At 69.3% G+C, this 5,403-nt stretch carries 3 protein-coding genes; all 3 read right to left on the reverse strand.

Annotated features, from left to right (window positions below; all coding sequences use genetic code 11):
• Window positions 1-487: 487 nt before the first annotated feature.
• Window positions 488-1,912: an amidase gene (locus tag IRZ30_RS15325; RefSeq protein ID WP_294086395.1), complete on the reverse strand. Its 1,425-nt coding sequence runs from the start codon at window positions 1,910-1,912 to the stop codon at window positions 488-490.
• Window positions 1,913-2,096: 184 nt separating this feature from the next.
• Complete coding sequence (locus IRZ30_RS15330; RefSeq protein ID WP_294086396.1) at window positions 2,097-3,728, reverse strand: glycosyltransferase family 39 protein; 1,632 nt, start codon at window positions 3,726-3,728, stop codon at window positions 2,097-2,099.
• Between the two features lie 174 nt (window positions 3,729-3,902).
• Window positions 3,903-4,784 (reverse strand): LLM class F420-dependent oxidoreductase, encoded by an 882-nt coding sequence (locus IRZ30_RS15335; protein ID WP_294086397.1) that lies wholly within the window; start codon window positions 4,782-4,784, stop codon window positions 3,903-3,905.
• Window positions 4,785-5,403: the final 619 nt, after the last annotated feature.

Below are 5,403 nucleotides of genomic sequence, written 5' to 3' on the forward strand. Positions count from 1 at the left end.
TTTCTTGGGGGTTTTTTTTGCCAGCCGGGGGGTTTTTGGGGTTTGACGAATTAGTCCGGTAAACGCGACAGCGGTCCGCGCCCCCCGCGTGTCATCCTAAGTGGAGCCGGGGGCGGCTGGTCGCCGCCCCCGGCGCAGCGAAGGATCTCTCCGCTGCGTGGCCGGTCCGACGCGAGATCCTTCGCGCAGCGAAGGATGACAACAGTGCGGACACGGGTGGCGAGTAGAGTGGGTAAATGTGTCAAACCCCATTAGCCCCCGGGGCACGGGCTGGCTGGCGGACACCGTGCCGCCTGGGTATGGGCCCGATGTCCCCAGCCGGCTTGAGCCGGCTTTTCCTTGTCAGCCCGGGGCTTGAGCCCCGGGCACGGGCCGCGGCGCAGGACCGTTCACACCACCCATCCTTGGGCACGAACCCCGGCACGCAGACCCGCGCACGGCCCGCCCCAGGCCCTCTGGTGCGGAGCGGCGCAAGCCCAGTAAAGCCTCAGGCGACTTCGTCCAATACCGGTGGGCGGCGGCGCCAGACCTGGGTGGCCTGCTCGAAGGCGTGGGCCAACTGGAGCACGCCGAAGTCGTCGTGGTAGCGCCCCACGATCTGGACTCCGACCGGGAGCCCTTCAGGCGTGAAGCCGCACGGCACCGAGATGGCCGGATGGCCGGTCACGGTGATGTAGTAGGCGGACTTCATCCAGGCGATGTAGTTCTCCATCGGCACGCCGTTGATCTCGGTGGGGTAGGGCTGGTTGACGTCGAACGGCGGCACCTGGTTCACGACGCAGATCAGGAACTCGTACTTCTCGAAGAAGGCGCGCATCCGGTGGTACAGCGCCGTCCGCTTCACCTCGGCCCGGCCCACGTCGAGCGCGCTCAGCTTCAGCCCCTCCTCGGTGTTCCAGATCACCGTGTCCTTGATCAGGTCACGGTGCTGCTTCAGATGGTCGGCATGCCGGACGGCGAAGTTCAGCGCCCGCAGCACGTGGAAGATCTCGTCGGCATCCGACAGGTCGGGTGTCGCCTCCTCGACCACGCAGCCCAGGTCGCTGAAGGTCTGCCGCTGGCTCTCCAGCACCGCGGTCACTCGCGGATCCACCGGCAAGCCGCCAAGGTCGGGGCACCAGGCGATGCGCACGCCGCGGAAGTCGCGCTCCAGTGGCCGAGCAAAGAAGCTCCCCGGCTCGGGCAAGGAGATGGGGCTGCGCGGGTCCGGACCGGCGATGGCGGAGAGCATCAGCGCCACGTCGGCCACGGTGCGGGCCATCGGCCCCTTGACGCCGAGCATGGACCACCCCATCGCCGCCGGCCAGGTCGGTACCCGCCCCGCCGACGGCCGGAAGCCGACCACGTTGTTGAAGTTGCCCGGGTTGCGCAGCGAGCCGCCGGTGTCGCTCCCGTCGGCGATCGGGATCATGCCGCAAGCGAGCGCCACGGCCGCGCCGCCGCTGCTCCCACCGCAGGTCTTGGTGGTGTCGTAGGGGTTGCGGGTCGGACCGAAGATCGGGTTGAAGGTCTGCGACCCGGCGCCGAACTCGGGCACGTTGGTCTTGCCGATGGTCAGCGCCCCGGCCCGCTTCAGCCGTTCGACCAGCAGCGTGTCGTGGTCCGGAACGTAGTCGCGGTAGATGGGGGAGCCGAAGGTGGTGCGCAGGCCCTTGGTTTCCTCCAGATCCTTGTGGGCAATCGGCAGCCCGTGGAGGGGGCCGACGTCCTCACCCCGCGCCAGCGCGGCATCGGCGGCGTCGGCGAGGGCCAGCGCTTCGTCATCCGGCACCCGCGTGACGATCGCGTTGACGACCGGGTTGACCCGCTCGATCTGCGCCAGGTGCGCTTCCATCACCTCGCGCGCGGACAGGTCGCGGCGCCGGATGCGCTCGGCCATCTCGGTCGCCGTCATGAAGCAGATCTCGCTCATGCGAACCCCTCCCTGTGGGTACGGGCTGGTGTGTGGTGCGTGGTGCGCCATACGTCACGCGTCATGCGTCCCCCTCACCCCCGACCCCTCTCCCACCAGGGGAGAGGGGGGAAGTACGCAATCACGGAACACGCAGCACGCATGACGGGTGACGCATGACGTATGACGCATGACGCCCTAACCCTCACGGCCCCATGGCTGTCACCTGGCCGTCAGCATAGCGGTAGACGGCACGATCCGGGAAGTGGGCGATCAGGGCCTGGTTCCTGGCGGGACCGCGGTCGAGCGCGTAGATGATGTTCCCGTCGAGCACGGGGCTGTTCTGGGCGAAGAAGGGGGCATAGGCGGTCCAGTAGTTCGCGTCCACGAAGACGAGGGCGTGTTCGAGCCGCGCCGCCTCCACCCGCCGCAATCCATCACCGTTGATGTCGTACCAATCGTGGTAGGCGCGGAACTCGCGGACGCCGTCCGTGACCAGCCCGGTGACGGAAAGGACCGCGACCGGCACGAGCACGGCACCGGCGGCAAGCGGGCGGGACCAGGGCACCGGGAGCCGCGCCTGCCGGAGCACCCAGCCGAGCGCGCCAGCGAGGTGCAGCAGGCCGCGAGCGGTCAGCAGCGCCAGCGAGCCGGTCGCCTCGAAGTAGTAGCGCGGGCCGTACATCTGCCCCGGCGTCCAGTAGGCGATGTGCACGACGACCAGCGAGACCACGCTCGCGGCGAGCAACAGATCCCAGCCCCAGGGTGCAGTGCCGCCCGCCGGGTACCGTCGTCGCGCGAGCCGGACGTGACGGCGCAGCGGCGCGGCGCGCCCGAGCAGCGCCAGCGCGGCGACCGCCACCGCGATGCCGGCGGGGAGCAACGTCAGGCGCTCGGGCCAGCCGTAGAGCAGGTGCCGCAGAGCATCGAGGTTGTAGCGCGTGTTCAGGATGCCGCGCGCGAGGTCGTGGCCACGCGGACCGATATCGGGCCCGAAGCCGATCCGGTCGTACTCCCACCACAACTCGTAACCGAAGCGGACGGGCGACCCGGTCGTGTAGGCGTTGTAGGCCAGCAGCAGCGCGACGAACGGGAGGAACCCGACTGCCAGCGCCAGCGCCCGGCGCCGCCCGGCGGTGCTGGTGATGAAGTCCACCACGGCCAGCAGCGCGAACGGCAGGCCGATCCCGACGGCGGTCAGCGGCCGGGAGAGGAAGAGCATCCCAACGGCCGCGCCAGCCGCCACAGCGGGGAGGAGCGCCCCGGTGGATCGCGCCCGGACGAAGAGGAGCAGCAGGGTCAGCGCCCAGATCAGCCCGGCGACGTGAGACATGAACGACCCGGCCTGGAGCAGGAAGAAGGGGGAGAGCGCCAGCAGCGCCGCCGCGAGCAGCCCGGTACCCGGGCCGTAGAGCGTGCGCCCGGCCCGGTAGAGCAGCACGATCGCGAGCGCCCCGGCAATCGGGTTGAACAGCCAGGGCCGACCGATCAGCACGCCCAGCGCCAGCACCAGCGGGTAACCGGGCGGGTATTTCCCGAACCACATACCGTCGCGCACGATGACGAAGGGGATGCTGAAGGAGGACGGCTCGGGCGGCGCGGGCGCTACCACGTGCCCCACGGCGAACGTGCGCGCCTGGAAGAGGAAGGCGACCTCGTCCTCGACGTGCGGCAGGCGGTCGAATACGGCGGTCGAGACCCAGGCGGCCATCAGCAGCGCCCACAGGGCGAGGCCCAGCGCCAGCAGGCCCGTCGGAACCCGTACCCCACGGGGTACGGCATCCGGCGAGGATGGCACCGGCTCGATCACCACCCCGGCCTCCACGTCGCGGGACACCGCCGCTCCCTTCACCCAGGTGCTCGCGCGTCAATCATACGCGACGGCATCCCCACCGGCTCCACCTTGGAGACAGTGTGTCGATGTGCCGCAGGGCTGGGCGATGCTCCCCGTCCACCGCTCGGATGGCACCGGCCCGGAGGACCGGGGCAGCGCTTGCGAGGCCCGTGACCGTCAGAGGTCCGCGACCGCCGGGATCACCGTGCGACCCATCACCTCGATCGGCGTGATGCGATCGGCACCCTCGACCCAGGCCAGAACCTTTTCGATCCCCATCTCGGCGAGCCAGCGCATCCGCTCGATCAGTTCGCCGGCCTTTTCGCCGTTCTCGCCGGGATCGAACAGCCAGACGCTTGTCTTCTCGATGGCGTCGTAGTCCCGCCCCGCTTCCTCGCAGTGGTGGCGCAGCACGTCGAGCTTGCGCGGCACGTCCGGCGTGGGGCGCAGGCTGCACGCATCGCCGTAGCGCGCGACCAGGGGCAGCGTCCGCCGCTCGCCGTCACCCGCGATCAGGATCGGCGGGTGCGGCCGGGAGAGGCTCTGCGGCAGGTTGAGGGGGCGCGCGAGCTGGTAGTGCTCTCCCTGGTAGGGCTCCTGATCCCCGGACTCCCCACTCCACATGCGCAGGCAGATCTGGAGCGTCTCCTCCAGCATGTCAAAGCGCTGGCGCTGTGGCGGGTATGGCAGGCCTAGGCCGTGTGCCTCCTCTTCGTAGTCGCCGGTCCCGATCCCCAGCCAGGCCCGGCCCCCTGAGAGGACATCCAGGGTTGTCACCGTCTTGACCAGCATGCCCGGGTAGCGGTAGGAGACCGGCGTCGCCAGCGCCACGAGGTTGACCCGCTGGGTATGCGCGGCCAGGAACGCCAGCGTCGAGTAGCACTCGAGCGACGGCCCCTCGGTGCCGCCGAGGATCGGGTGCTGCCAGACATGGTCCGCGACGGCGATCGTGTCAAACCCCGCGTCCTCGGCGGCTTGCGCCATAGCGGCGAGCGTCGGTCCGAAACGCTCCGGGCCGGCTTCCCACTGGAAGCGGTTGATGTGGAGGCCAAGCTTCATGTCGGATCTCCCTTCGCGGCCGGCCTCACCGTCCCCAGCCCGGCGCCGAGGCGGGGCGACCGACCTAGCGCCCCGCACATCGTCGGCCACCTGACGATGCCGTCGCGATGAGGTTGATGAATCAGACGGGTGTACGCGGTCGGCGCGTGGCCGGGGGTGATGGAGTCTTGATGAATTCGTTGGTCGTACGCGCGCGGTCGGCCTGTGCCCGGGGCTAAAGCCGCCGGGCTCACCAGGAAAGCCGGCTGATGATGTTTCCAAACTAACTCGGACCATACTCGCCTAGGCACATCGATGCCTGCGGAGCGCTCAGAATCGTGCGTGGGTTGTGTCCTGTCGCACCTCGCAGCGGTCGACGGAGCGATAGTCCGATTCAGTTGTGAAAGATCATAAGCCGGCTGGGGGACAGGACTCACACCGCGGCGTTGGGTCTTGCCGCCCGGCCCGTGCCCGGGGGTGATGGGGTTTGATGAATTATTTGGGTGTCCGCCGGTCGGCCTGTGCCCGGGGCTAAAGCCACCGGGCTGACACGGCGAAGCCCACTGAAGGGGCTGGGCACGTAGCGCCCAGTTGGTTGCGGATGGAGTCAGCCGAGGTGCGGGGAAGAGCCCCTTCAGTG

Source organism: Sphaerobacter sp., assembly GCF_019683595.1.
Classification (GTDB): domain Bacteria; phylum Chloroflexota; class Chloroflexia; order Thermomicrobiales; family Thermomicrobiaceae; genus Sphaerobacter.

Excerpts from the sequence above, each read along its gene's own strand:
- IRZ30_RS15325 (WP_294086395.1), bottom strand. The coding sequence starts at position 1,912 with ATGAGCGAGATCTGCTTCATGACGGCGACCGAGATGGCCGAGCGCATC.
- IRZ30_RS15335 (WP_294086397.1), bottom strand. The coding sequence starts at position 4,784 with ATGAAGCTTGGCCTCCACATCAACCGCTTCCAGTGGGAAGCCGGCCCG.